Annotated in this window: 23 protein-coding genes; 16 read left to right on the top strand and 7 right to left on the bottom strand. The window is 70.3% G+C overall.

The features are described from left to right. Positions 1-66: 66 nt before the first annotated feature. A complete protein-coding gene (locus tag OG289_RS40715) occupies positions 67-1,647 on the top strand; it encodes an alpha/beta hydrolase (RefSeq protein WP_327319015.1) in 1,581 nt (526 codons plus the stop codon). A 73-nt stretch (positions 1,648-1,720) separates the two neighbouring features. Here OG289_RS40715 and OG289_RS40710 read toward each other — a convergent pair whose 3' ends face one another. After that, positions 1,721-2,851, bottom strand: coding sequence for a tryptophan dimethylallyltransferase family protein (locus OG289_RS40710; RefSeq protein WP_327319014.1), 1,131 nt, complete (start codon positions 2,849-2,851; stop codon positions 1,721-1,723). Between the two features lie 209 nt (positions 2,852-3,060). Between OG289_RS40710 and OG289_RS40705 the strand changes: the two genes are divergently transcribed. Continuing rightward, positions 3,061-3,459: a RidA family protein gene (locus tag OG289_RS40705; protein WP_327319013.1), complete on the top strand. Its 399-nt coding sequence runs from the start codon at positions 3,061-3,063 to the stop codon at positions 3,457-3,459. Positions 3,460-3,482: 23 nt separating this feature from the next. Then, on the top strand, positions 3,483-3,983 hold the full coding sequence (locus OG289_RS40700; protein ID WP_327320957.1) for a GNAT family N-acetyltransferase: 501 nt from the start codon (positions 3,483-3,485) through the stop codon (positions 3,981-3,983). 21 nt (positions 3,984-4,004) lie between these two features. Here OG289_RS40700 and OG289_RS40695 read toward each other — a convergent pair whose 3' ends face one another. Continuing rightward, positions 4,005-4,592, bottom strand: a complete 588-nt coding sequence (locus OG289_RS40695) for an adenylosuccinate lyase (protein WP_327319012.1) — start codon at positions 4,590-4,592, stop codon at positions 4,005-4,007. Positions 4,593-4,981: 389 nt separating this feature from the next. Here OG289_RS40695 and OG289_RS40690 point away from each other — a divergent pair, with 389 nt between their 5' ends. From OG289_RS40690 to OG289_RS40645, 10 genes are all read left to right on the top strand, one after another. Next, positions 4,982-6,787 (top strand): 3-hydroxyacyl-CoA dehydrogenase family protein, encoded by a 1,806-nt coding sequence (locus tag OG289_RS40690; RefSeq protein WP_327319011.1) that lies wholly within the window; start codon positions 4,982-4,984, stop codon positions 6,785-6,787. Between the two features lie 136 nt (positions 6,788-6,923). Further along, the gene (locus OG289_RS40685; RefSeq protein ID WP_327319010.1) at positions 6,924-7,739 is read left to right on the top strand and encodes a TetR family transcriptional regulator; all 816 of its coding nucleotides are present in this window, start codon (positions 6,924-6,926) and stop codon (positions 7,737-7,739) included. Between the two features lie 455 nt (positions 7,740-8,194). Then, on the top strand, positions 8,195-9,538 hold the full coding sequence (gene ccrA, locus OG289_RS40680; RefSeq protein ID WP_327319009.1) for a crotonyl-CoA carboxylase/reductase: 1,344 nt from the start codon (positions 8,195-8,197) through the stop codon (positions 9,536-9,538). Positions 9,539-9,555: 17 nt separating this feature from the next. Beyond that, complete coding sequence (locus tag OG289_RS40675; RefSeq protein ID WP_327319008.1) at positions 9,556-11,604, top strand: protein meaA; 2,049 nt, start codon at positions 9,556-9,558, stop codon at positions 11,602-11,604. Continuing rightward, positions 11,601-12,560: an HpcH/HpaI aldolase/citrate lyase family protein gene (locus tag OG289_RS40670; RefSeq protein ID WP_327319007.1), complete on the top strand. Its 960-nt coding sequence runs from the start codon at positions 11,601-11,603 to the stop codon at positions 12,558-12,560. Before OG289_RS40675 ends, OG289_RS40670 begins: the two co-directional genes overlap by 4 nt. Positions 12,561-12,564: 4 nt before the next feature. Then, positions 12,565-13,077 (top strand): MaoC family dehydratase, encoded by a 513-nt coding sequence (locus OG289_RS40665; RefSeq protein ID WP_327319006.1) that lies wholly within the window; start codon positions 12,565-12,567, stop codon positions 13,075-13,077. Positions 13,078-13,079: 2 nt separating this feature from the next. After that, entirely contained in the window at positions 13,080-14,285 is a 1,206-nt protein-coding gene (locus OG289_RS40660) for an acyl-CoA dehydrogenase family protein (RefSeq protein ID WP_327319005.1), read from the top strand. Positions 14,286-14,456: 171 nt separating this feature from the next. Then, positions 14,457-15,113: a phosphatidylserine decarboxylase gene (locus tag OG289_RS40655; RefSeq protein WP_327319004.1), complete on the top strand. Its 657-nt coding sequence runs from the start codon at positions 14,457-14,459 to the stop codon at positions 15,111-15,113. A 22-nt stretch (positions 15,114-15,135) separates the two neighbouring features. Further along, positions 15,136-15,954, top strand: coding sequence for a CDP-diacylglycerol--serine O-phosphatidyltransferase (gene pssA / locus OG289_RS40650; protein WP_327320956.1), 819 nt, complete (start codon positions 15,136-15,138; stop codon positions 15,952-15,954). Positions 15,955-16,130: 176 nt separating this feature from the next. Then, a complete protein-coding gene (locus tag OG289_RS40645; RefSeq protein ID WP_327319003.1) occupies positions 16,131-17,363 on the top strand; it encodes an alpha/beta fold hydrolase in 1,233 nt (410 codons plus the stop codon). A 12-nt stretch (positions 17,364-17,375) separates the two neighbouring features. Here the strand turns inward: OG289_RS40645 and OG289_RS40640 are convergent, their stop codons facing one another. Beyond that, positions 17,376-18,494 (bottom strand): glycerate kinase, encoded by a 1,119-nt coding sequence (locus OG289_RS40640; protein WP_327320955.1) that lies wholly within the window; start codon positions 18,492-18,494, stop codon positions 17,376-17,378. Positions 18,495-18,712: 218 nt separating this feature from the next. On the opposite strand from OG289_RS40640, the gene OG289_RS40635 reads away from it, so the two are divergent. Together OG289_RS40635 and OG289_RS40630 are read left to right on the top strand one after the other, a co-directional pair. Beyond that, the gene (locus OG289_RS40635) at positions 18,713-19,861 is read left to right on the top strand and encodes an ADP-ribosylglycohydrolase family protein (RefSeq protein WP_327319002.1); all 1,149 of its coding nucleotides are present in this window, start codon (positions 18,713-18,715) and stop codon (positions 19,859-19,861) included. Next, complete coding sequence (locus OG289_RS40630; protein WP_327319001.1) at positions 19,858-20,358, top strand: NUDIX hydrolase; 501 nt, start codon at positions 19,858-19,860, stop codon at positions 20,356-20,358. The genes OG289_RS40635 and OG289_RS40630 overlap by 4 nt, the downstream gene beginning before the upstream one ends. 43 nt (positions 20,359-20,401) lie before the next feature. Here OG289_RS40630 and OG289_RS40625 read toward each other — a convergent pair whose 3' ends face one another. Then, positions 20,402-20,602 (bottom strand): type II toxin-antitoxin system VapB family antitoxin, encoded by a 201-nt coding sequence (locus tag OG289_RS40625; protein WP_327319000.1) that lies wholly within the window; start codon positions 20,600-20,602, stop codon positions 20,402-20,404. A 77-nt stretch (positions 20,603-20,679) separates the two neighbouring features. On the opposite strand from OG289_RS40625, the gene OG289_RS40620 reads away from it, so the two are divergent. Beyond that, positions 20,680-21,414, top strand: coding sequence for an SIR2 family NAD-dependent protein deacylase (locus OG289_RS40620; protein ID WP_327318999.1), 735 nt, complete (start codon positions 20,680-20,682; stop codon positions 21,412-21,414). A 244-nt stretch (positions 21,415-21,658) separates the two neighbouring features. Here OG289_RS40620 and OG289_RS40615 read toward each other — a convergent pair whose 3' ends face one another. Genes OG289_RS40615 through OG289_RS40605 form a run of 3 tightly spaced genes read right to left on the bottom strand, consistent with a single transcriptional unit; the run spans position 21,659 to position 24,527 of the window. Continuing rightward, a complete protein-coding gene (locus OG289_RS40615; protein WP_327318998.1) occupies positions 21,659-22,894 on the bottom strand; it encodes a cytochrome P450 in 1,236 nt (411 codons plus the stop codon). 24 nt (positions 22,895-22,918) lie between these two features. Then, positions 22,919-24,343: an NAD(P)/FAD-dependent oxidoreductase gene (locus OG289_RS40610; RefSeq protein WP_327318997.1), complete on the bottom strand. Its 1,425-nt coding sequence runs from the start codon at positions 24,341-24,343 to the stop codon at positions 22,919-22,921. Beyond that, positions 24,300-24,527, bottom strand: a complete 228-nt coding sequence (locus OG289_RS40605) for a ferredoxin (RefSeq protein ID WP_327318996.1) — start codon at positions 24,525-24,527, stop codon at positions 24,300-24,302. Before OG289_RS40605 ends, OG289_RS40610 begins: the two co-directional genes overlap by 44 nt. Positions 24,528-24,537: the final 10 nt, after the last annotated feature.

Genomic DNA, 24,537 nt, shown 5'->3' with positions numbered 1-24,537 from the left:
GATGCGGCGAGGGCCGTGACCTGCGCGGTCCTGCCGCCGCCGTCCCCTCCGTCCCGGGAGCACTCCATGAACAAACGCGCAGCCGTGCTGTGCGCTGCCGCCGCCGTCGTCGTGGCCGGGACGGTCACGGCCCTGCCCGCCGGAGCGAGTCCGTCGCACCCCGCGGAGCCCGCCCGCGCGGCGAAGCCCAGCTGGAAGAGCTGCGGCACCACCGCCCAACCGAGGCTCCAGTGCGCGTCCCTGAAGGTGCCCCTCGACCACGCGCAGCCGAGCGGGAAGCAGATCACGCTGGCGCTGTCCCGCGTCCCGCACACCGCGAAGACGTACCAGGGACCACTGCTGGTCAACCCCGGAGGCCCCGGCGGCCGGGGGCTGAGCCTCGCCGGATTCGTCGCCTCGGCGCTGCCCAAGGCGGTGTCGGCCCAGTACGACGTCATCGGCTTCGACCCGCGCGGGGTCGGCAAGAGCACCCCCGCCCTGGACTGCGGGCCCGGCCACTTCGCCCCTCTCCGCCCGGACTCCGTGCCGAGCACCGAGGCGATCGAGCAGGCCAACCTGAAGCGCGCCCGGTCGTTCGCCGCGTCCTGCGGGAAGAAGTACGCGAGCGTGCTGCCGTACGTCGACACCCTCAGCGCGGTACGCGACATGGACGCGATCCGCGACGCGGTCGGCGCGCAGAAGCTGAACTACTTCGGCTACTCGTACGGCACCTACCTCGGCGCGGTGTACGCCAAGCTCTACCCGCAGCGGGTGCGACGCCTGGTTTTGGACTCGATCGTCGACCCCACCGGCGTCTGGTACGAGGACAACCTCACGCAGGACCTGGCCTTCAACGACCGCCACCGCGCCCTGATGGCCTGGATCGCCAAGTACGACAAGACGTACGGACTCGGCACCGACCCGGACAAGGTCGAGACCAAGTGGTACGCGATGCGGGCGGCCCTCGCCAAGAAGCCGGCCGGCGGCAAGGTGGGCGCCTCGGAGCTGGAGGACACCTTCATGCCCGGCGGCTACTTCAACGGCTACTGGCCCCACCTCGCCGAGGCGTTCGCCGCGTACGTGAACGGCAAGGACGACGATCCGCTGGTCGAGGCGTACGAGAACTTCGCCGCCGTCGACGCCGCGGGGGACAACGGCTACAGCGTCTACACCGCGGTGCAGTGCCGTGACGCCTCCTGGCCGCGCGACTGGGACGAGTGGCGCACGGACAACTGGGCGGTCTACGCGAAGGCGCCGTTCATGACCTGGAACAACGCCTGGTACAATGCACCGTGCGCGTTCTGGCCGGCCGAACCGCTCGGGCCGGTGAACCTCGCCAACGGCGACCTGCCGCCGGTCCTGCTGTTCCAGGCGACGAACGACGCGGCCACCCCGTACGAGGGCGGTGCGATGGTCCACGCGCTGCTGCGCGGCTCCAGCCTGGTGGTCGAGGAGGGCGGCCAGAACCACGGAATCACCCTGAGCGGGAACACCTGCCTGGACAAGCACCTGGCGACGTACCTCACCGACGGCGCCGTGCCGCGCGGGACGGGCGGAGTCGACGCGGTGTGCAAGGCGCAGCCCGACCCGAAGCCGCTGAGCGCGAAGGTCGCCTCGAGCACCGCCCGCGGTGCCACGCTGCACGGACTGCTGGGCTTCCGTGGCTGAGCGGTGAAGGGGCTCCGCGAGGCCGTCACCGGCCTGGCGGAGCCTTCACGCCACTCCTGGAAACGGCTCGGTGTCAGGCCGCGGGTTCGGCGTACGCGCTGAACCGCAGATACACCCCGATGTCCGCGGGCATCTGCGGTGAGATCGTCCGGTAGCTGCACAACTCCTGCAGTCCCCCGGTGTGCCCGGGCAGTCCCGCCGTCAGCTGCCGCAGGATCTCGGCGTGCGGACGCGGGTCGATGCCCTCCACCTCCATGAGCCGGGCGATGCGCAGGGCTGCCTCCGCGTCGGAGCGGGTGTTGTCCGGCAGCCTCAGATAGACGTTGGCCTCCTCGGGGCCGGGCGTTCCCTCCCGGAACGCCAGACAGGTCATCGGCTCGTTGCTCACGGTGCCGCCGTCCCGCCCGTAGATGACGCCGCGCGCCCGGGCAGCCCGGGCCGGCTCGTAGCGGTGCGCCAACGCCGCCACGGTGTCCAGCTCACCCATCGGCATGGGAAGGTGCCGGAAGTAGACCTTCACACGGGAGGTGTCTCCGCCGTCCAGATCGAGGGCCATGAGCTCCAACTCGTGCCCGCGCCGCGCGAGTTCCTCTCCACGGTGCGCCACCGGTTCCCAGGCGTCCGCCAGGCCCAGCCGGTGCATGGCCTCCGCCATGACGTCGTACGCGCGGTCCAGGCCGTGCACCTGCGGGTTGAGGTAGACCTTGTAGTGGGGCCGCTTCCCCGGTCGCCAGGCCAGGGAGTGCCAGATGGTGGCCCGGTAGCGATCGGGGGCGGACGTGATGAACAGGTCCTCGACACCCAGGTATCGCGCGATGTCCGTCCCCGGGCTTCCGGCCAGTCGACGCGTCAGCTCTCGGCCGGCCTCCTGACAGCCGAGCGGGGTGGGGTCGGAGCCGAGCGACTCGAACAGGATGCGGACCTCGGGCCGGCCGGCCTTCCAACTGACGGAGAGTTCGGCGGGGAAACCATCGGCCGAGACGAACGAGGGTGGATCGCAACGCGTTCCGACGGGCCGCGCGCCCCACGGGTGGATCACTTCCCGCAGGTCCGCCAGCACGGTCTCCGTCTCCCACTGGTCTATCCCCAGGCCGTTGCAGACCGCTGTCCACTTCTCTTCCAGAAACTGCCCGAAGGTCTTCGTCTCCGCGTCCTGACGTATGCCCAGGCCTGATATCTCATCGGGGAGTTGCGCACTGGTCACTCTCCATCACCCTTCATGGCCGGACCGATCCGGCCTCGTCCGCGGTCACTTCGGCAGCCCGACGGGACCGCCAGGCCTTCGTGGTTCAGCGGAAGGCGATCTTCCCATCGCGAAGATATTCGAATCTCGAACTAATGGGCGACAGTCACCCCGCGGTCCCGCGCCGACCCGTCGGGGGCGTTGTCAGACCCGTGGTCCACCATGGACCCATGAGTGAACTGACCAGGATTCCCGCTCCCGACGGAGTCGCCGCCGCGGCCCAGTACGCCCACGTGGTCATAGGCACCGGCCGTCTCGTCGCCGTCGCCGGTCAGCTCCCGCTCGACGAACACCGCAGGCTGGTCGGCGAGGGCGACCCCGAGGCCCAGGCCCGCCAGGTCTTCGAGAACCTCAGGCGCTGCCTCGCCGCGGCCGGCGCGACCTTCGACGACGTCGTCAAACTCACCTACTTCGTCACGGACATGGCCCACATGCCCGCGATCCGCGCGGCCCGGGCCGCGCACATACCCGACGACCGTCTCCCGGCCGCCTCTGCCGTACAGGTGGCCGCGCTGGTCCGCCCCGAGTTCCTGATGGAGATCGAGGCGTTCGCGGTGGTCGGCGGGTGACGTCCCCGGTCGCCGTACGGGACATGGCACTCGCCGACATCCAGCGGGTCTCCGAGATCCGTGTCCGCGGCCGGCAGACCGCCTACCGGGGCCTGATACCGCAGTCGTACCTCGACGCGCTGAGCGTCACCGAGGACGCCGAGCGCCGACGCGCCCGCTTCGCGCGCAGTGCCGCCGACGGGGTGAACCTGGTCGCGGAACAGGGCGGGAAGGTGGTGGGCTGGGCCGCCCACGGCGCCTACCGGGACGGTGAAGTCCGCACCGGCGACGCCGAGTTGTACGCGATCTACGTTGACACCGAGCACGTCGGCACGGGCGTCGGACGTACCCTCCTGAAGGAGTCGGTCCGGCAGGCCGGCGTCCTCGGATACCCCCGGATGTACCTCTGGGTCCTCAAGGGCAACGCCCGCGCCCGCCGCTTCTACGAGGGGGCCGGGTTCCGCGCGGACGGCGCCGAGGAGCCCTTCGAGGTGGAAGGCGTCGCGGTACCCGAGGTGCGGTACCTCAGCCCCCTCCCGGTCTGACACCTGCCGGTCCGCCCCTCCTCACCGCTGCCGGGGGATCCGCGCCAGCGCGTGCACGGCCGCCTCCGCGAGCACCGGGTGGGCGAGGGCGTCGTTCAGCACCGGCCGGGCTCGCCCGTCTCCCAGCGCGCCGAGCCCCTCCACGCACGCGAGGGCCACCCGCCGGTGGGGGTCGTGCGGCCGAAGCCGTCGCCGGAGCGTCGTGATCAGCGCGGGGACGGACTCGGGCGCCCGCAGCTCCACCAGAAGCCGGACGGGGTGCAGGGCGTAGGCGACGCGCAGTTCGTTGGTGGCCAGGGCGGCCGCGGCGCGGGCGGTGCGGGGGTCGCCGAGACGGGCCAGCGCGTGGGCGGCGGAGGCGCAGCGCGGCGGGTCCCGGTGGTTGAGCAGCAGGACCAGTGCCTCGAAGGCGCGCCGGTCCCCCGCGAGCCCCAGCCGGAACGCGGCCAGCTCCCGGGCCCACAGCGGCTGCCCCGACTCGGTCAGCACGCCCGCCAGCTCGTCCTGATCGGCCGTCGCCGTCAGCCGCTCGTACAGCACCGTGCCCTCGGGGCTCCCGCCCGACTCCCGCCGTAAACGCTCCGTGAGCGATCGCAACTCTTCGTCCATGACGGCGAGCCTATGGGCTCGGCCGCTCAGGGAGTTACATCACAGCCACCAGGGCTGGCGCGCTCGTTACCCACCGGTTAAGCTCATACGAGCGAGTCACCCACTCGCTTCACCTCCTCGCGGTGGCCTGGTGACGCAGTCGCCGCGAGAGAAGTCGGTTCGGTACCTCGTACCGCTGCACGACCCGGCCACGGGACAGGGCCGGTCGGATCTCCCGTTCGTCTCCGGGCGTGTGCACGCCCGCAGCGACGGCACCGGGCGTGTGCGCTCGTAGCCCGGCAACACCCGCACTCCTTTCCTTCCGCACCCGGTGCGCCCAGGCCTCGCAAAGGCCCCCTCGGCGCACCCGGGGGCGTTCCCAGTCGTCACCTCATTCCTGGAGTCCCGCGATGGCCGCTCCCCTGTCCGACACCCCTCTGTCCCCGCTCCAGACGATCGCCGTCATCGGCCTCGGCACCATGGGCACCGGCATCACCGAGATCCTGGCCAAGGCCGGCCGCGAGGTGATCGGCATCGACATCAGCGAGGCGCAGACCGCGCGGTCCCTCGCCGCACTGGATGCCTCCACCGCCCGCGCCGTGCAGCGCGGCCGGCTCACCGAGCTGGAGCGCACGGCCGTCCTGGCCCGTGTCCGCACCTCCACCGACCTGCGCTCGGCGGCCGACGCCGACCTGGTTATCGAGGTGGCGCCGGAGTCGTACGAGATCAAGCACCAGATCTTCCGCGAGCTGGACGGGATCGTGCGCCCCGACACCATCCTCGCCACCGGCACCAACGCGCTGTCCGTCACCCGCCTCGCCGCCGACTCGGCGCGCCCGGAGCGGGTGCTGGGCCTGCACTTCTTCAACCCGGCGCCCGCGATGAAGCTGGTCGAGGTCGTCTCCTCGGTGCTGACCGCGCCGGCCGCCGTCACCGCCGTCACCCACCTCGCCCTCGACCTCGGCAAGGAGCCCGTCGCGGTGGGCGACCGGCCCGGGTTCGTCGCCGACGGCCTGCTGTTCGGCTACCTCAACCAGGCCGCCGCGATGTACGAGGCCCGGTATGCCTCCCGCGAGGACATCGACGCGGCGATGCGGCTGGGCTGCGGACTGCCGATGGGCCCGCTCGCGCTGCTCGACCTGATCGGTGTCGACACGGCCCGTACGGTCCTGGAGGCCATGTACGCCGAGTCCCACGACCGGCTGCACGCGCCCGCCCCGATCCTCAAGCAGCTCAGCGAGGCGGGCCTGACCGGCCGCAAGTCGGGCCGCGGCTTCTACACCTACGAGGCCCCCGGCAGCGCCACGGTCGTCCCGGACGCGTTGACGCCCGTCTCCGGCGGGACCGGAACACCCGGCCGTCCGGTGCGCAGCGTCGGCGTCGCGGGCTCCGGCACCATGGCCTCCGGCATCGCCGAGGTCTTCGCCAAGGCCGGTTACGACGTCGTCCTCGCCGCCCGCAGCGAGGAGAAGGCGCAGGCCGCCAAGGCCCGTATCGGCAAGTCTCTGTCCCGGTCCGTCGACAAGGGGCGGCTGACCGCCGAGGCCGCCGCGCAGACCCTGGACCGGATCACGGCCGCCGGCTCCTACGACGCCTTCGCCGACGTCGACCTGGCCGTCGAGGCGGTCGCCGAGGACCTGGAGATCAAGCAGCAGCTGTTCGCGACGCTGGACAAGGTCTGCAAGCCCGGCGCGGTCCTCGCCACGACGACCTCCTCGCTGCCGGTCGTCGCCTGCGCCCGCGCCACCTCGCGTCCGCAGGACGTGATCGGCATGCACTTCTTCAACCCGGCGCCGGCGATGAAGCTGGTCGAGGTCGTCCGTACGGTGCTGACGGCCGAGGACGTCCACGCGACGGTCCGCGAGGTGTGCGGACGGATCAAGAAGCACGCGGTCGACTGCGGAGACCGTGCGGGCTTCATCGTGAACGCCCTGCTTTTCCCGTACCTCAACAACGCGATCAAGATGGTGCAGGAACACTACGCGTCGCTCGACGACATCGACGCCGCGATGAGGCTGGGCGGCGGCTACCCGATGGGCCCCTTCGAGCTGCTGGACGTCGTCGGGCTCGATGTCTCCCTCGCGATCGAGAAGGTCCTGCACCGCGAGTTCCGGGACCCGGGCCTGGCTCCCGCCCCGCTCCTGGAGCACCTGGTGGCCGCCGGCTGCCTCGGTCGCAAGACCGGCCGCGGCTTCCGCGAATATGCCCGCCGCTGACGGGGGCGGCGACTGGTTCCGAGGACACGAGGACTGGGGGGGACTGCTCGACCCCACTGGCGGACCCCCGCCCGCCGAGGGCGGGGGAAACCCCGGACACGCGCACCGAGCTGCGCACATGCAGTACGTTCGGGTCATGTCCCAGCCCGCCAGGTCCTCACGTACACCAGCCACGCCCGACGCGCCGGAAAGTGCCGCGGGCAGCCGCGCGGCCGCCCAACGGCTCAAGATGCGCCGAGAACTGGCGGCCGCGGCCATGGAGCTGTTCGCGACCAAGGGGTACGAGGCGACCACCGTCGACGAGATCGCGGCCGCCGCCGGGGTCGCCCGCCGCACCTTCTTCCGCCACTTCCGTTCCAAGGAAGAGGCGATCTTCCCCGACCACGACGACACACTGATCCGGGCGGAGGCGGTCCTCAACGCGGCCCCGGCGCACGAGCACCCGCTCGACACGGTGTGCCGCGGCATCAAGGAAGTCATGAAGATGTACGCGGCCCGGCCGGAGATCTCGGTCGCCCGCTACAAGCTGACGCGCGAGGTGCCCACCCTGCGCGAGGCGGAGATCGCGTCGGTGGCCCGCTACGAGCGTCTCTTCACCCGCTATCTGCTCGGCCACTTCGACGAGCACGCCCACGACGAGGACGCGGGCGACGAGCCGCTGCTCGCCGAGGTCGCCGCGTCCGCCGTGGTCACCGCCCACAACCACGTCCTGCGGCGCTGGCTGCGGGCGGGCGGCCAGGGCGACGTCGAGGCCCAGCTCGACCACGCCTTCGCGATCGTGCGGAAGACGTTCGGGACGGGCATCGGAGCCGGCCGCAGCGGTGCCGGCACCCCCGCGCAGGCCCCGGCGACGATCTCCGCGCAGGGCGAGGTCCTGGTGACGGTCGCCCGCACCGACGCCTCGCTGGACGAGGTCATGCGCGTGATCGAGCAGGCTCTCAAGGAGCGCTGAGCCCCCTCGGAAGACCTTCCACGCCGTGACGACGGCCACCCCACGGGGTGGCCGTTTTGGCATGTCAGGGCACCTTTTCTCGCGGATTTCAGACGCCGTTCGATCGATCATCGCTCATTTGTTACGTAAAGATTTCACCTGAGAGCAACTTCTGGCACTCAGTGCCTTGCGAGGTGACACGCGGTGTCATACGTTGAAGGTGTCCGGGCGGCCGGCGTGCAGAGACCTTTCGTACGTCGGCTGTCCCCGCAAGTTCTCCCCCAGTGCCCCAAAGGCCTGGGGGGACCCCCGGCTTGCGCGCCCGGACGCCTGCGTCACAGGCAACCTCCCGCGCCACAAAGCGCTGCCGAACAGCACCACCGCCGAACCGACGGCACTTCCTCAAAACCCTCAGCGCACACCGACGTAACCCTCAGCGCCCCGCCCTCAGGGCGCTTATCGCCGGAGGCAAAACCGTGACCACACAGGACATCCTGGACGCGATCCAGTCACCGGACTCGACGCCGGCCGACTTCGCCGCTCTGCCGCTCCCCGAGTCGTACCGCGCGATCACCGTGCACAAGGACGAGACGGACATGTTCGCGGGCCTCGAGACCCGCGACAAGGACCCCCGCAAGTCGATCCACCTCGACGACGTCCCGGTGCCGGAACTCGGCCCGGGCGAGGCCCTGGTGGCCGTGATGGCCTCCTCCGTCAACTACAACTCCGTGTGGACCTCGATCTTCGAGCCGCTGCCGACCTTCGGTTTCCTGGAGCGCTACGGCAAGCTCAGCGAGCTCACCAAGCGCCACGACCTGCCGTACCACATCATCGGCTCCGACCTCGCGGGCGTCGTGCTGCGCACCGGCCCGGGCGTCAACGCCTGGAAGCCGGGCGACGAGGTCGTCGCCCACTGTCTGTCCGTCGAGCTGGAGTCGTCGGACGGCCACAACGACACGATGCTCGACCCCGAGCAGCGCATCTGGGGCTTCGAGACCAACTTCGGCGGCCTCGCGGAGATCGCGCTGGTGAAGTCCAACCAGCTGATGCCGAAGCCGGACCACCTGAGCTGGGAGGAGGCGGCGGCCCCCGGCCTCGTCAACTCCACCGCCTACCGGCAGCTCGTCTCCCGCAACGGTGCCGGCATGAAGCAGGGCGACAACGTCCTGATCTGGGGCGCGAGCGGCGGCCTGGGCAGCTACGCCACGCAGTTCGCGCTGGCGGGCGGCGCCAACCCCATCTGTGTCGTCTCCTCGCCGCAGAAGGCGGAGATCTGCCGGGCCATGGGCGCCGAGGCGATCATCGACCGCACCGCCGAGGACTACCGGTTCTGGAAGGACGAGCACACCCAGGACCCCAAGGAGTGGAAGCGTTTCGGCAAGCGCATCCGCGAACTCACCGGCGGCGAGGACGTCGACATCGTCTTCGAGCACCCCGGCCGCGAGACCTTCGGCGCCTCCGTCTACGTCACGCGCAAGGGCGGCACCATCGTCACCTGCGCCTCGACCTCCGGCTACAACCACGAGTACGACAACCGTTACCTGTGGATGTCCCTGAAGCGGATCGTCGGCTCGCACTTCGCCAACTACCGCGAGGCCTGGGAGGCCAACCGGCTGGTGGCGAAGGGCAAGATCCACCCGACGCTGTCGAAGGTCTACTCCCTGGAGGAGACCGGCCAGGCCGCCTACGACGTGCACCGCAACCTCCACCAGGGCAAGGTCGGCGTCCTCGCGCTGGCCCCCCAGGAGGGTCTGGGCGTGCGCGACGAGGAGAAGCGCGCCCAGCACATCGATGCCATCAACCGCTTCCGCAACATCTGAGACACCCGAGGTCATAGATGACTGAGCGTCAGCCCGCCGAAGGAAAGCGGGAGAAGGACCGGCCGTGGCTCATGCGCACGTACGCCGGTCACTCCACCGCCGAGGCGTCCAACGAGCTGTACCGGCGCAACCTCGCCAAGGGCCAGACGGGTCTGTCGGTGGCGTTCGACCTGCCCACCCAGACCGGCTACGACTCCGATCACGTCCTCGCCCGCGGCGAGGTCGGCCGGGTCGGTGTGCCGGTGGCCCACCTCGGTGACATGCGCAGGCTGTTCCAGGACATCCCCCTGGAGCAGATGAACACCTCGATGACGATCAACGCCACCGCCATGTGGCTGCTGGCGCTCTACCAGGTCGTCGCGGAGGAGCAGGGTGCGGACATCACCCAGCTCCAGGGCACGACCCAGAACGACATCGTCAAGGAGTACCTCTCCCGGGGCACGCACGTGTTCCCGCCGGGGCCGTCGCTCCGGCTGACGACCGACATGATCGCGTACACGGTCTCCCACATCCCGAAGTGGAACCCGATCAACATCTGCAGCTACCACCTGCAGGAGGCGGGCGCCACGCCGGTCCAGGAGATCGCGTACGCGATGTCGACGGCGATCGCCGTGCTGGACGCCGTCCGGGACTCCGGGCAGGTGCCGGCCGAGAAGTTCGGCGACGTCGTCGCCCGCATCTCCTTCTTCGTGAACGCGGGCGTCCGCTTCGTCGAGGAGATGTGCAAGATGCGCGCCTTCGGCCGCATCTGGGACAAGGTCACGCGTGAGCGCTACGGCATAGAGAACCCCAAGCAGCGCCGCTTCCGCTACGGCGTCCAGGTCAACTCCCTGGGCCTGACGGAGGCGCAGCCGGAGAACAACGTCCAGCGGATCGTGCTGGAGATGCTGGCCGTGACGCTGTCGAAGGACGCACGCGCGCGTGCCGTGCAGCTGCCCGCCTGGAACGAGGCGCTGGGCCTGCCCCGCCCCTGGGACCAGCAGTGGTCGCTGCGCATCCAGCAGGTCCTCGCCCACGAGAGCGACCTGCTGGAGTACGAGGACATCTTCGAGGGCTCGCACGTCATCGAGGCGAAGGTCGCGAAGCTGGTCGAGGCCTCCCTCACGGAGATCGAGCGGATCCAGGACATGGGCGGCGCGATGGCCGCCGTCGAGTCCGGCTACCTCAAGTCGCAGCTCGTCTCCTCGCACGCGGAGCGGCGCGCCCGTATCGAGTCCGGGCAGGAGAAGATCGTCGGCGTCAACATCTTCGAGACGACCGAGCCCAACCCCCTGACCGCCGATCTCGACACGGCCATCCAGACGGTCGATCCGGCCGTCGAGGCCCGTGTCATCGCCTCGCTCCAGAACTGGCGCGACACCCGCTACCAGCCGCCCTTCAACCACCCGCGCCCCTGCAAGGCGCTGGAGAAGCTGAAGGAGGCCGCCAAGGGCACCGCCAACCTCATGGAGGCCACCCTGGAGTGCGCCCGCGCCGGGGTCACGACCGGCGAGTGGGCCGGGGCGCTGCGCGAGGTGTTCGGCGAGTTCCGGGCCCCGACCGGGGTCTCGTCGGCGCCGGTCGCGGTCCCCGCGGAGGAGGGCTCGGCCATGGCCGACGTCCGCCGCAGGGTCGATGCGACCGCGAAGGACATGGGCGTCGGCAAGCTGCGCTTCCTGGTCGGCAAGCCGGGTCTGGACGGGCACTCCAACGGCGCCGAGCAGATCGCCGTGCGCGCGCGTGACGCCGGGTTCGAGGTGGTCTACCAGGGCATCCGGCTGACTCCCGAGCAGATCGTGGACGCCGCGCTGGAGGAGGACGTGCACGCCGTGGGCCTGTCCATCCTCTCCGGCTCGCACGCCCAGCTGGTGCCGGACGTCCTCGAACGGCTCCGTGTGGCCGGTGCCACAGACATCCCGGTGATCGCCGGTGGCATCATCCCGAATGGTGACGCCGAACAGCTCAGGGCTGCCGGCGTGGCCGCGGTCTTCACCCCGAAGGACTTCGACATCACCGGCATCATCGGCCGCATCGTCGACGAGATCCGGAAAGCGAACAAGCTCGACCCCCTGGAGGTCCCCGCATGACCGTCAACCGTCTGCGTCCCCGCCGCTCGTGTCTCGCGGTCCCGGGCAGCAACCCCCGCTTCCTGGAGAAGGCGCAGGGCCTCCCGGCGGACCAGGTCTTCCTCGACCTGGAGGACGCGTGCGCGCCGCTCGCCAAGCCCGAGGCGCGGCACACCATCGTCAAGTTCCTCAACGAGGGTGACTGGACGGGCAAGACGAGGGTCGTGCGCGTCAACGACTGGACGACCGAGTGGACGTACCGCGACGTCGTGACGGTGGTCGAGGGAGCCGGCCCCAACCTCGACTGCATCATGCTGCCGAAGGTGCAGAACGCCCAGCAGATCGTCGCGCTGGACCTCCTCCTGACCCAGATCGAGAAGACCATGGGCTTCGAGGTCGGCCGCATCGGCATCGAGGCGCAGATCGAGAACGCACAGGGTCTCAACAACGTCAACGAGATCGCGCAGGCCTCCCCGCGCATCGAGACGATCATCTTCGGCCCGGCCGACTTCATGGCGTCGATCAACATGAAGTCGCTGGTCGTGGGCGAGCAGCCGCCCGGCTACCCGGCGGACGCCTACCACTACATCCTGATGAAGATCCTGATGGCCGCCCGCGCCAACGACCTCCAGGCGATCGACGGCCCCTACCTGCAGATCCGCAACGTCGACGGCTACCGCGCGGTCGCGCAGCGCGCCGCCGCGCTCGGCTTCGACGGCAAGTGGGTGCTGCACCCGGGCCAGGTCGAGGCGTCCAACGAGATCTTCTCGCCCTCCCAGGAGGACTACGACCACGCCGAGCTGATCCTGGACGCGTACGACTACTACACCTCCGAGGCGGGCGGCAAGAAGGGCTCGGCGATGCTCGGCGACGAGATGATCGACGAGGCCAGCCGCAAGATGGCGCTGGTCATCTCCGGCAAGGGCCGCGCCGCCGGCATGAAGCGCACCACCACGTTCGAGATTCCGGAGGCGTGACGCGATGCAGTTCGGGCGCACCTACGAGGAGTTCGAGGTCGGGGCGACGTACAAGCACTGGCCGGGCAAGACGGTCACGGAGTACGACGACCACCTGTTCTGTCTCCTCACCATGAACCACCACCCCCTCCACATGGACACGAACTATGCGGAGAAGACGACCGACTTCGGCAAGAACGTCGTCGTGGGCAACTACATCTACTCGCTCCTGCTCGGCATGTCCGTGCCCGACATCTCCGGCAAGGCGATCGCCAACCTGGAGATCGAGTCGCTCAGACATGTCGCGCCGACCTTCCACGGCGACACGCTCTACGGCCAGACGACCGTGCTCGACAAGTGGCCGTCGAAGTCGAAGAACGACCGCGGCATCGTCTACGTCGAGACCAAGGGCTACAAGCAGGACGGCACGCTGGTCTGCGTGTTCCGCCGCAAGGTGATGGTGCCGACCGAGACATACATCAAGGAGCGCGGCGGCGAACAGCCCGGCCGCCCCCAGCTCAGGGAGCAGGAGAAGTAGTCATGGCGCGACTCGCCCAGACCGCCGGTCTGACCGACATCCAGCAGGAGATCCTCTCCACCGTCCGCGACTTCGTGGACAAGGAGATCATCCCGGTCGCGACCGAGCTGGAGCACCGCGACGAGTACCCGCAGCAGATCGTGGACGGCCTCAAGGAACTGGGCCTGTTCGGTCTGATGATCCCCGAGGAGTACGGCGGTCTCGGTGAGTCTCTCCTGACGTACGCGCTGTGCGTCGAGGAGATCGCCCGCGGCTGGATGTCGGTCTCCGGCATCATCAACACGCACTTCATCGTGGCGTACATGCTCAAGCAGCACGGCACGCAGGAGCAGAAGGACCACTTCCTGCCGCGCATGGCGGCCGGCGACATCCGGGGCGCGTTCTCGATGTCGGAGCCGGGCCTGGGCTCGGACGTGTCGGCGATCACCTCGAAGGCGGTGAAGGACGGCGAGGAGTACGTCCTGAACGGCCAGAAGATGTGGCTGACGAACGGCGGGACGTCGTCCCTGGTGGCCGTTCTGGTGCGAAGTGACGAAGGACACCCCGAGGGCACGGCCCCCCACAAGTCGATGACGACCTTCCTGATCGAGAAGGAGCCCGGCTTCGGTGAGGTCCGCCCCGGCCTGACCATCCCGGGCAAGATCGACAAGATGGGCTACAAGGGTGTCGACACCACCGAGATGATCATGGCTGACCTGCGCCTTCCCGCCGATCGGGTGCTCGGCGGGGTCACCGGCCGAGGTTTTTACCAAATGATGGACGGCGTCGAGGTGGGCCGCGTCAACGTAGCGGCGCGTGGCTGCGGCGTCGCCCAGCGTGCCTTCGAGCTCGGCGTCCGGTACGCCCAGCAGCGCCACACGTTCGGCAAGCCGATCGCCCAGCACCAGGCGATCCAGTTCAAGCTGGCCGAGATGGCTACCAAGGTCGAGGCCGCCCATGCGATGATGGTGAACGCCGCACGCAAAAAGGACTCCGGCGAACGAAACGACCTTGAGGCAGGGATGGCGAAGTACCTTGCCTCCGAGTACTGCAAGGAGGTCGTGGAGGACGCCTTCCGGATCCACGGCGGGTACGGCTTCTCCAAGGAGTACGAGATCGAGCGCCTCTACCGCGAGGCCCCGATGTTGCTGATCGGTGAAGGCACCGCCGAAATCCAGAAAATGATCATCGGGCGCAGGTTGCTCGAGGAGTATCGGTTCCAGGGCTGATTATCCGGGTTGGGGGTGTTTTCTTCGAGAAGAAGATCACACCCTGTCAACTTCTCTCGGCCGTCGACTCGTCTTCCTGGCTTACCCAGTTGTGGCCCCGAACCGCTACGATCGCGGAAAGCCGCCGTCCCCCCTGTCGAAGCGCGGCATCATCCGCTACGAAGGTCATTCATGCCCCACAGCCAAACCTCTGCACACCGCGACAGCCTGGTAGGCGCACGCCTCGCGCGCGGAGCATCGCCGTGGCTTCTGCCGACCGTCGCCACCGCAGCCGTCAGCCTGCTGCGCGCCCGCCGCTCGGGCGCCGCCAAGGCCGTCGCCGTGCCCGCCACCGCTCTCGCGGCGGGCATGCTGTGGTTCTTCCGCGACCCCGAGCGCGAGATCGCCTCGGGCCGGGTCATCTCTCCCGCCGACGGAGTGGTGCAGAGCATCATGCCGTGGAAGGACGGGCGCACCCGGGTCGCGATCTTCATGAGCCCGCTCAACGTCCACGTCAACCGCGCGCCGCTCTCCGGCACGGTGACCTCGGTGGAGCACATCCCCGGCGGCTTCGTCCCGGCGTTCAACAAGGAGAGCGAGAACAACGAGCGCGTCGTCTGGCACTTCGACACCGAGCTCGGTGACATCGAGATGATCCAGATCGCCGGAGCCGTCGCCCGCCGCATCGTCCCCTACGTCCCCGAGGGCACCAAGGTCGAGCAGGGTGAGCGGGTCGGCCTGATCCGCTTCGGCTCGCGCGTCGACATCTACCTGCCCGAGGGCGTGGAGGTCGCGGTCGAGGTGGGACAGAAGACCGTGGCGGGGGTGACTCGCATTGACCGTGATTGACCCTGAGACCCAGGCCGGCTGGGTGCCCGAGGCCGACGAGGTGGACGAAGAGGAGGAGATGCCCCTCTCTCTCCGCCTGTCGATAGCGGACACCCTCACCCTCGGCAACGCCACGTGCGGCTTCATGGCGGTGTACTTCACCACCACCGGGATCCTGATCCCGCACCTCACCGGCAGCCAGGAGTCCGGCATGGCCCGCCACAGCGCGGCCACGGCGGTCATCCTGATGCTGTGCGCGGCGGTCTTCGACCTGTTCGACGGCCTGGTCGCCCGCAAGCTCCGCTCCTCCCCGATGGGCGCGGAGCTGGACAACCTCTCGGACCTGATCAGTTTCGGCCTGGCCCCGGCGTACTTCGTCCTGGTCTACGGCATGGTCGCCGACGACGCGCACCAGCGGGTGGCGGCGGTCGGCGCGATCGTCGTACTCCTGGCGGTGGTGCTGAGGCTCGCGAGATTCTCCTGCGTCACCGTCAAGGACGGCACCTTCCAGGGCATGCCGTCCCCGTTCGGCGCGCTGACGGTCGTCTCGATCGTGCTCCTCGAGCTGCCCTTCGCGGCGACGCTGATGGCCATCCTGGGCACCGCCTGGCTGATGGTGAGCCGGGTCGAGTACCCGAAGCCGCGGGGGCGCCTCGCCGGCGCGATGCTCGCCTGGATCGTGCTGTCGATGGGCCTGCTGGCCGGCTGGGCGTTCGACGCCCCGAGCGGCCAGCTCCTGCTCCAGACCGGCTGCGCGCTCCAGCTGGTCATGGGCGCGGTCATCCCGCTGTTCGCCACGGCCCGCCGGGTGAACAACTTCCGCGACAACCGACGCGAGGCACGGGCGGCGCAGCTGCCCTGACCCTCACCTCACCGTCGAACGGGTGTGGCCCGAGCCTGAAAAGGCTCGGGCCACACCCGTTTGACGGGTCAACTACCTCTCCCTCACACCCATTTGCAGGGGCCAAAGAACAAGAGGACGGTGGAATCAGGGGGATTCACAGGGATTCGTCCCGTTCGATGGATCGGAGGGCGACCATGCCCGCACACACCCCCGAGGACCACCTCGTCCCGCACGTCTCGACGATTCCGGCGAACGCGGGCATCAACGTGAACCTGTTCGTCCGGGAGTACGACGGCACCAAGCCGAGCCACACGCCCCAGCCGGTCCTGATGCTCCACGGCAGAAGCGTGCCGGCGGTCGCGGGGTTCGACCTCGTGCTCCCTGCGGGGGCCGGCGGCCCAGCGACCCGGTACAGCTGGGCGCAGGACCTGGCCGACGACGGCTACGACGTGTTCCTCATGGACCTCCAGGGCAGCGGACGCTCACCACGTCCGCAGATGGACGCACCGTGCAACGCCAACCCGGCGCAACAGACGGATGTCCTGAACCCGAACCCCCTCACGACCACCCCGTGCGCACCTCCCTACCCGCACCAGCTGGGCAACTCCGAGAGCGAGTGGGCGGAGCTGAACACCGTCGTCGAGTTCATCAGGGCTCTGCCCGGCAGGGATCATCCGATCGACTTCATCGGCTGGTCCGCGGCCGCGTTCGTCATGGGCCCCTACACGCTCCAGCACCCCGGCGACGTCAAGAGCCTGCTTCTGCTCGCCCCGATCTTCCCGCCGCAGGGCCGCTGGTCCACGAACCCCGCGGACCCCTTCGGGCGCCCGCCGGAGGCCACGACACTGCCCCTCTCCCTGCCCGCCGTCACGTTCGGCTTCCCGATGAACGTCGGCGGCAAGACCGGCTTCAAGACCGGCTGGGACAAGGAGCAGGCCAGCCCTCTGCAGCGCGAGCCCGGCATCGAGGACAAGGTGTGGGCCGCCCTCATGGAGAACGACCCCGTCGGCAGCAAGTGGGGCCCGGTACTGTCACCAGGCGTGTTCGAGGGTGTCCTGCGGTACCGGAACTCCTACTGGTGGGGCTGGAACAACCAGACCGTCCCGCACAAGGACTTGGGAGGCGCCTCCGTACTCGGTGACCGGGTACCTGTGCTCATCCTCTACGGCGAGCAGGACACGCAGGCCAACACCTCGGCGACGCTCCCTCCGGTCCTGCACTTCTCCGTCCCGGACCTCTACACGGCCGTCAAGGGGCCGGACAAGCTGATGTTCCAGCTGGCCGGCGCGGGACACTCCGTGGTCTGGGAGCGCAACGCCAAGGTCGTGCAGCGCTACGCGCGGCACTGGCTCGACAAGGGCCAGGTCGAGGGCCTCACGAACGGCAGCTACTACCGGGACGAGTTCGGCGCCCTGTTCCCCCTGTAGGACCCGTAGGGCTCAGGACAGAAAGTCCCGCCCGATCCGCTCGGCGACCCGCTCCAGGATCGGTCCGGCGTCCGAGATGCACGTGGCCATGTCCGGCTCGACGTCGGTCAGCGGGTACGCCCGGCGGATCCCGGCCCGTCCCAGCTCCGCCGGCTGCAGGGCGAGACGGCCGCACACGGCGACGACCTCCTTGCCGGCCGCCCGTGCCGCCGCGGCGACCCCCGCGGGGGCCTTGCCGTGCAGGGTCTGCTGGTCCAGTGAGCCCTCGCCGGTGATCACCAGCTCCGCCCGCTCGAGGGCCGGCGCGAAGCCCAGTACGTCCAGCATGACCTCGATCCCGGCGCGGAAGCGGGCGCCGACGAGCAGCGCGCCGTAGCCGATGCCGCCGGCGGCGCCCGCACCGGGCGCGGCGGCGTACTCCGCCGCCCTCGGCCCGACCGCGGCCTCCAGCACCGTCGCGTAGTGCGCGAGCGCCGCGTCCAGCGTCTCGACGTCGTCCGGCGAGGCGCCCTTCTGCGGCCCGTAGACCGCCGGTGCGCCCTTCGGGCCGGTCAGCGGGTTGTCGACGTCGCTCGCCAGGACCAGTTCCACGGAGGCAAGGCGCGGGTCCAGGTCCGACAGGTCGGCGCGGGCCAGCTCCATGAGGCCGCCGCCGCCCGGTGCGACCGGCTCCCCGTCCTCGTCCAGGAACCGCGCGCCCAGCGCGGACAGCATGCCCGCGCCGCCGTCCGTGGTCGCGCTGCCGCCGACCCCGAACACGATCGTGCGCACGCCCGCGTCCAGCGCGGCCCGCAGCAGCTCCCCGGAGCCGTACGTCGACGCCGTGAGCGGTGCGAAGACGCCGGCCGGGAGCCTTTGCAGCCCGCTCGCCTCGGCCATCTCCACGACCGCGGTGTCGCCGCGCACCGCGAACGCGGCGGTGACCTCGTGCCCGAGGGGGCCGGCGACCCGCACCTCCCGGCGTTCGAACCCGGCCGCGACCGCCGCGGCGACCGTCCCGTCACCGCCGTCGGCGACGGGCAGGGCCTCCACCTCGACGTCCGGTACGACCCGGCGCAGCCCGGCCGTCACCCGCTCGGCGACCTCCACGGCCGTCAACGAGCCCTTGAACTTGTCCGCGGCCACGAGCACCCGTCGGGTGCCCTGCGCTGCAGCGTCCGCCACCTTGCCATCCCCTTGCTCTCCGGGCCCCGCGCACGTCAGGGCCAGTCGCGCCGCTGCGACCTTAACCGGAGGACGCCCCCGCCGTCATGCGGTGGCCGGACCCTGGAGCAAGCCTGAGCGCCGTCTGTGGGCCGTCGGGACCCGCACGAGTGTTCCCGCGATCCATAATCGGGTAAACCGGAGCCATGACCCCTGTGGGTGGCGAGCCGGAGCTCGCCGACCGTGTCCTCGGGGGCTGGCTGGGCCGGATCGCGGGCAACATGCTCGGCAAACCGGTCGAGCAGGGCGACCTGTGGACGCGCGAACGCATCGACCGCTATCTGCGGCGGGCCGCCGCCCTGCCCCTCACCGACTACCTGCCCGAACCGCCCACCGAGGAGGACGGCCTGCGGCTGCGCCCGGAGTGGCGCGCGTGCGTGCGTGGCCGTATCCACGGCAGCTGCCGCGACGACGACGTCGACTACGCGATCCTCGGCCTCGACCTCCTGGAGACCCACGGTTTCGGGTTCAGCACCGAGCAGGTCGGCGACCTGTGGCTGCTGCGGCTGCCGTATCTGCAGACGTTCACCGCCGAGCGGGCCGCCTACCGCAACCTCACGGCCGGCCTCAAGCCACCGCTGACGGCGACGTACGACAACCCGTACCAGGAGTGGATCGGCGCCCTGATCCGCGCCGACATCCACGGCTGGACCTGCCCGGGGCTCCCCCGCCGCGCCGCCTCCCTCGCCCGCCGGGACGCGGTGCTCTCGCACACCGGCAACGGCGTGTACGGCGCGATGTTCGCGGCCGCGCTGATCTCGGCGGCGTTCACCGCGCCGACGGTGCGACACGCGCTCGACGAGGCGCTGGCCGTCGTCCCGGCGAGCAGCCGCCTCGCCCGGACCGTACGCCGGGTCACCTCCCTGCACGCCACCCGCATGACCTGGGAGGACACGCTCACGACGATGGAAGCGGAAACGGCCGGTCTGGGCTGGATCCACACCGTCCCGAACGTCGCCGTCCTCACCGCCGGGCTGCTGTACGGCGACGGCGACTTCACCCGTACCGTCGCGCTCACCGTGCGCGGCGGCCTGGACACCGACTCCAACGGGGCGACGGCCGGCTCGGTGGCCGGCGTCCTGACGGGGGCCGCGGCGATCCCGCCCCAGTGGACGGAACCGCTTCAGGACACGGTGCGCAGCGCGGTGTTCGGCTTCGACGGTTCGCGCATCAGCGAGTTGGCGGAACGGACGACGCGGCTGGTGCAGCTGACGGACGCACCGTTCCCACGTCCGACGGAGAACCGGTCGGACGCGCCGCCGGCCGGCCCACCGCCGCTTACGCTTCCTGGATGACCGCTTCCAGCACGCCCGGCTTCGCCGCGCACATCGTCTCCCTGCCCCGGGTCCTGGCGGGTGCCGCCGCGATCTTCCGTGACGCCGAGGGGCGGGTCCTGCTCGTCGAGCCGAACTACCGGACGGGCTGGGCGCTGCCGGGCGGCACGATCGAGTCCGACAGCGGCGAGAGCCCACGGCAGGGCGCGCGCCGCGAGACGCTCGAGGAGATCGGTCTCGACCGCGAGCTCGGACGGCTGCTCGCGGTGGCCTGGGTGCCCCAACCGGGCCTGCCGCCGCGGGTCGCGTACGTGTACGACGGCGGGGTCCTCGACGAGAACGACTTCAAGGCGATCCGGCTGCAGGAGTCGGAGTTGCTGTCCTGGCGGCTGGTTCCCCGCGAGGAGCTCACCGACTACCTGCCGGGCGAACTGGGCCACCGGGTCCTGGCCGCGCTGGACGCCCTGGCGGACGGCTCGGTGACGGCCGAACTCGAGAACGGCCGCAGGGTGGGCTGACCGCCGGCTCGGCGGACTGATCGCCCAAAGGGCCCGTCGAGGCTCATCCCTCCACGTCGCGCGGCTTGGAGTCCACCTCGCGCAGGACCTCGTCCCGGACGGCCGTCCGGGCCTCCGTGCGATGGCCGCGCTCGATGTAGTCGCGCACAACCAGTTCGACGGCGTCCTGAGGGTTCCCCACGCCGGTGAGCACCATGACTTCGACGACGAGTTCGGCATCGAGCGAGAGCGCGACCTTGGCCATGCCGGGACGGTAACACCGGGCGGAGCGCCGCGATATCCGCTCGCGACTCCCGGATCCCCCGACTTACGCTCGAACACATGAGCAAACCACTCGTCGCCATCCTGAGCGGGGCCGGGATCTCCACGGACTCGGGCATCCCCGATTATCGCGGGCCCAACGGGCTGTGGCGGCGGGACCCGGAGGCGGAGAAGCTCGTCACGTACGAGTACTACATGGGCGATCCGGAGATCCGGCGGCGGTCGTGGCAGATGCGGCGCAAGAACCGGACACTGAAGGCCGAGCCGAACTCCGCGCATCTCGCCGTGGCCGAGCTGGAGAAGGCCGGCGTACCGGTGCGGGTCATCACCCAGAACATCGACGGGTTGCACCAGCTCGCCGGCATGCCCGCCCGCAAGGTGCTCGAACTGCACGGCTCCGCACGGAGTTTCGTGTGCACCGGCTGTCATGCGCGCGGGCCCATGGAGGACGCCATCGCCCGGGTCGAGGCCGGGGAAGACGATCCGCCGTGCCTGGAATGCGGCGGGATCCTCAAGTCGGCGACCGTGATGTTCGGGGAGCGGCTCGATCCGGTGGTGCTGGGTGAGGCCGTTGCGATCACCAAGGCGTGTCAGGTGTTCGTCGCCGTGGGGAGCAGTCTTCAGGTGCAGCCCGCCGCCGGGCTCGCCGGCGTCGCCGCGGATCATGGGGCACGGCTCGTCATCGTCAACGCCGAGCCCACCCCGTACGACGAAATGGCCGACGAAGTCATCCGCGAACCCATCGGCACCGCGCTGCCGAAGCTACTGCGCCAACTCGGCATGGTGCACCCCTAGGGCCCTCCAGGGCCTGTCCGGCGGATCAAGTCGCAGGAGCGACGGCGTCTTATAAGCGCAGGTGAGCGGGGGCGATGGGGGGCGATGGGGGCCCCGCGCGAGGTTGTTCGAGCGTGGGGGAGCGTCCAGCTGCCAGGCGGAGGAGGGCGTCGACGCGATGGGTGTCCCTCCCGCTCGAGCGAAGCCGAGAGCGGGGGAGGGCGTGCCAGACCCCGCGTCTGCCGCATGATCCGCCGGACAGGCCCTAAGGGCGAATCCCGTCGCAAGAGATGTGCAGATGCCGCGGCCCGCGCAGCACGGCGTTCTGCCGGTACGGGGGCGGGTCCTCCAGCAGGCGTGGGCTTTCCAGCCTCCGGGCAAGTTCCGACAGGGCGAACTGGGTCTCCAGCCGGGCGAGTGGTGCGCCGAAGCAGCTGTGGATGCCGCTGCCCAGACCGAGGTGCTGGATGTCCCGGCGGTCCGGGTCGAAGCGGTCCGGGTCCTCGAAGCGCTGGGGGTCGCGGTTGCCGGACGCCAGAACCAGCCAGAGGGAGGCGCCCTTCGGGATGGTGACGCCGCGGACCTCGATGTCGGCAAGGGTGGTGCGCTGTGGCACCAGCTGCACCGGCGGCTCGAAGCGCAGCAGCTCCTCGACGACGGGCACGGCCAGCCGCGGATCCGAGCGCAGCCGCTGCAGGACGTCGGGATGGCGCAGCAGGGTCAGCATTCCGTTGGTGATGAGATTGACGGTGGTCTCGTGCCCCGCGATCAACAGCAGCGCCGCGGTGCTGAGCAGCTCCATCGTCGTCATCGCACCGTCCTCGCCCTTGGCCGTGGCCAGCTGGGAGAGCATGTCGTCGCCGGGATTCCTGCGGCGCTCCTCGATCAGGCCGGCCAGGTACATGCCCAACTGCATACGGGCGTCGTGCGCGCCCTTGCCCCGCTCGGTGGGATCCGCGTCCGGGTCGGGGTCCAGGCTCGCGGCGAGCGTGTCCGCCCAGGTGTGGAAGCGCGCCTCGTCCTCGCGCGGCACCCCGAGCAGCCGGCAGATCACGGTCACCGGGAAGGGGTACGAGAACTGCTCCACCAGGTCGATCCGGCCCGGGTCGCCGATGCCGTCGATGAGGCCGCAGACGATGTCGTGGAGCTCTCCGCGCATACCGTCGACACGGTGGGGGGAGTGCGGCGGGCCGAAGGGCCGGTTCGTCATACGTCGCAGCCGGTCGTGTTCCGGCGGGTCGAGCCGCAGGAACCCGGGCGGCAGGGCGCTCTCCTCGTGGGCCGGCTCGGCCAGCGGGTCGCGGGCGGTCGAGGCCAGATTGCGGGCGTCGGAGCTGATCCGAGGATCGTGCAGGAGGCTGCGGATCTCGTAGTAGGTGCTGATGACGTACGGCCCGCCGTCTTCGTGGTGTACCGGCGTCTTCCGCAGCCGTTCGTAGATCGGGTACGGGTTGGTGCGGTTGGCGTAGTCCAGGATCTGGTGCAGCAAGGATTGCGTCATGGCGAGTCCTCGTGGCCGTACGGGTCAGTGCGCGGGGGTGAACGTCATCCGGCGGTCGGCCGGCGAGTATCCGCCGAGGGTCACGGTGGGACCGTGGGTGGGGACCGAAGGATCGGGGAAGCCTGCGTCGATCGGCCGCTGTCCGTCCGAGCGCCGGTCGACCGTGGGGAACGACGGCGGGAAGGGCGCGGTGGTCTCGATCAGCTCCTGGTAGAACGGCAGCCACCGGGCGTGGTCGAAGGCGACCGCGCCGATGACGCGCCCCTGATATCCGTAGACGCCGAGGAACCGGTGATCCTTGAGCGATCCCTGCGAGATGAGGATCTCCGTCCCCAGCGACGGCACCCCGACGGACTTGATGTTGACTCCGAACTGCGAGGACCAGAAGGCCGGCACCTCCATGTGGGGGATGCGGTCGGTGCTCTCGCTGATCATGTTGTGCGCCGCGATCCGAGCCTGGGAGACGGCGTTGCCCCAGTGCTCCAGGGACAGGAACTGGTAGCCGAACAGGGGGTGCGGGCAGCGTGCGACGTCGCCCGCCGCATAGATGTCGTCGGTGACGATTCCGCGGATGTCGAAGGCGCGGCAGCCTGCGTCGCAGGCGATGCCTCGGGGGCCTGCCCCGAGTCCGGATCCGGCGAGCCATTCGGTGTTGCGGGTGGCGCCGAGCGAGACGATCACCACGTCGGTCTCCACGGTGGAGCCGTCGGACAGATGCGCGGCGCGCACCCGTCCCGAGGCATCGCCCTCCAGAGCGGTCACCATGACCCCGCACCGCAGGTCCACACCGTGCTCGCGCTGCATCTCGGCGGCCACCGCGCCGACCACCCCGCCGAGAGCGCCGACCAGGGGCGCCGCGCCGCGCTCTGCGACGGTGACGGCAAGGCCGCGTTCGCGGCAGGCGGAGGCGATCTCCGAGCCGGTGAACCCGGCCCCGATGACCAGGACCCGCTTGGGGCCGGCCTCGAGCCGCCACGCGAGCGCGGCGCTGTCGTCGCGGGTCCGCAAGCCGAAGACGCCGTCGAGTTCCGCCTCGGCCTCGCGCGGCCACGGTCGCGCCCGGACCCCGGTGGCGATCAGCAGCCGGTCGTACGGCACCTCGTCGCCGTCGGCCAGCCGCACCCGCCTTGCGGCCATGTCCAGGCCGGTGGCCGGGACACCCAGCCGCCAGGTCGCGTCGACCGATCGGAGCCGGGGCAGCGCGGTGCGGTCTGCGGCAGCCCTGCCCAGCAGCACCTGCTTGGACAGCGGGGGCCGGTCGTACGGCTCGTGGGGCTCGTCGCCGATCAGGGTCAGGGAGCCCGCGAAGCCCTCGGCCCGCAGGGTTTCGGCAGCGCGCAGGCCGGCCAGCGAGGCGCCTACGACGACGATGCGGCCCTCGCGTTTGAGCCGTTTCGGGGATCCGTCACCGAGCACCGGACACCGCCTCGGCCGGTATCTCCACCGCATCGACGAGGATGGCCTGGACCGGGCAGGCCGCGGTGGCCCGGTCCAGCTGCGCGCGCTGCGCCTCGTCGGCCTCCGGGTCGTACAGCAGGGCCTCCTCGCCGTGCATGGTGAAGATCTCGGGGGCGAGGAACGCGCACTGCGCGTACCCCTGACAGCGGTTCAGGTCGACGGCAATCCTTACCACGGGATCGGTC

Source organism: Streptomyces sp. NBC_01235, assembly GCF_035989285.1.
In the GTDB taxonomy this organism is placed as follows: Bacteria; Actinomycetota; Actinomycetes; order Streptomycetales; family Streptomycetaceae; genus Streptomyces.
The sequence above is the reverse complement of the archived record's forward strand: the minus strand, read 5'-3'. Positions and strand labels throughout refer to the sequence as shown.